Origin of the sequence: Rhodococcus chondri (assembly GCF_036327435.1) — a bacterium.
Lineage (GTDB): Bacteria > Actinomycetota > Actinomycetes > Mycobacteriales > Mycobacteriaceae > Rhodococcus > Rhodococcus chondri.
The window spans coordinates 1-1,695 of the sequence record NZ_JAUZMZ010000348.1; the positions used below are offsets into that span (position 1 = coordinate 1).

1 protein-coding gene and 1 pseudogene are annotated in these 1,695 nt (G+C 68.9%); both read right to left on the reverse strand.

Features of this window, described 5'->3' with window-relative positions:
• Positions 1-1,248, reverse strand: a 1,248-nt coding sequence (locus Q8814_RS26005; protein WP_330154809.1) for a carboxyl transferase domain-containing protein, incomplete at its 3' end; no start/stop codon positions are given.
• Between the two features lie 29 nt (positions 1,249-1,277).
• Positions 1,278-1,695, reverse strand: a pseudogene (locus Q8814_RS26010) (hypothetical protein); the annotation flags it as partial.

A 1,695-nucleotide genomic window follows, 5' to 3' on the forward strand; every position in this document is an offset into this window, starting at 1 on the left:
GCTCGCCCCCTCCGGCGGCAGCGGGGCAAGCCAGCCGTGCTGCGCGCACAACACCCGGTCGGCGGGAAGCAGCGCCAGTGCGCCACCGCCCGTGCCCTGCCCGAGAAGCACCGAGACGGTGGGTGTCCGCAGTGTCACGAGATCTGCGAGACACCGGGCGATCTCGGGTGCAAGCCCGCGTTCTTCGGCTTCTCTCGACAGCGACGCGCCGAGCGTGTCGATCACGAGCACGAGTGGTAACCGGAGTTCTTCGGCGAGATGCATCGCGCGGCGTGCCGCACGCAGAGCGCCGGGACCCATGGCCACGGCGGCGGACTGGCCGCTTCGATCCTGCCCGAACAGCACGCAGGATACGCCGCGGAACCGAGCGAGCGAGAGCCGCACAGTACGGTCGGATTCGCCTTCGCCGGTACCGGACAGGAGGACCTGCGCCGACGCGGCATGCCGCAGCAGGTGACGGATGCCGGGGCGCTCGGGCCGGCGGGTGAGCATCACCGACTGCCAGGCCGGCACGTCCGGGACATCGTCGACCGATGTGACGGCCCGTGTGGCGCTCGTGTCGGGCCGATCGGGTTCGACGAGGACCCGCAGCAACCGGTGCACGACCTGGCGCACCCCGTCGAGTGGCACGACACCGTCGATCACGCCACGTCGGTAGAGGTTCTCGGCGGTCTGCACGCCCTCGGGGAAATCCTCCTGGTAGAGCGCCTGGTAGACGCGGGGGCCGAGGAAACCGACGAGTGCGCCCGGCTCGGCAGCGGTGACGTGCCCGAGAGAACCCCACGAGGCGAACACTCCACCGGTCGTCGGATTCCGGAGATACACCGCATACCCGAGATGTGCGGCCTTGTGCGCGGCCACGGCGGCGGCAATCTTCACCATCTGCACGAATGCGAGCGTTCCCTCCTGCATACGCGTGCCACCGGAGGTGGGTGAGGCGAGCAGCGGCAGACCTTCGGCGGTGGCACGTTCGACGGCGGTGACGATACGTTCGGCGGCGGCCACTCCGATCGACCCGGCCAGAAAGGCGAACTCGCAGGCGATCAGTGCGACACGGCGCCCGTGCACGGTGCCGACGCCGGTGAGGACCGCTTCGTCGACACCGGACTTCTGCGCCGCGCGGTCGAGGTCGGCGCGGTACGACTCGTCGGCGTGGACCTCGACCGGCGGTACGTCCCACGACGTGAAGCTGCCCGCATCGAGTACTCCGTCGATGAACTCCTGTGCCGAAATCCTGCTGCCGGCCACGTCGCCTCCGCCTCGTCTGTCGGTTTTCGTCAACCTATACGAGGAGAGTTGCGCGTCCGCTGTGCGTCCCGCTCGGCCAACGCCCTGAGATTGAGGAGTTGCTTGCGCATCATCACGAGGTCACCCCACTCGAGTGCGCGGGATCTGAGACCGAGCCCGCGGGGTTCCGGGTACGCGATGCGGCAGACCAGTCGAGATCCGGCCGGATGGGGCTCGGCAGCGTAGGTGAGGCACACGTCGCCGAAGAGGCGACGCGGGCCCCCTCGGGTGCGGCCGGTCCACTGCACACCGGGCACCACGGACACCACGTCGAAGATCTGGATGCGCTGACCGACATGTACGGTGTCGGCCCCCGGGGTCAGTTCCGTCGGGCTGTGTCGGCCCAGGTTGTCGATCCAGTCGTATGAGTACGGCGCAACTGCGATCTGGCAGATCCACCGCCATACG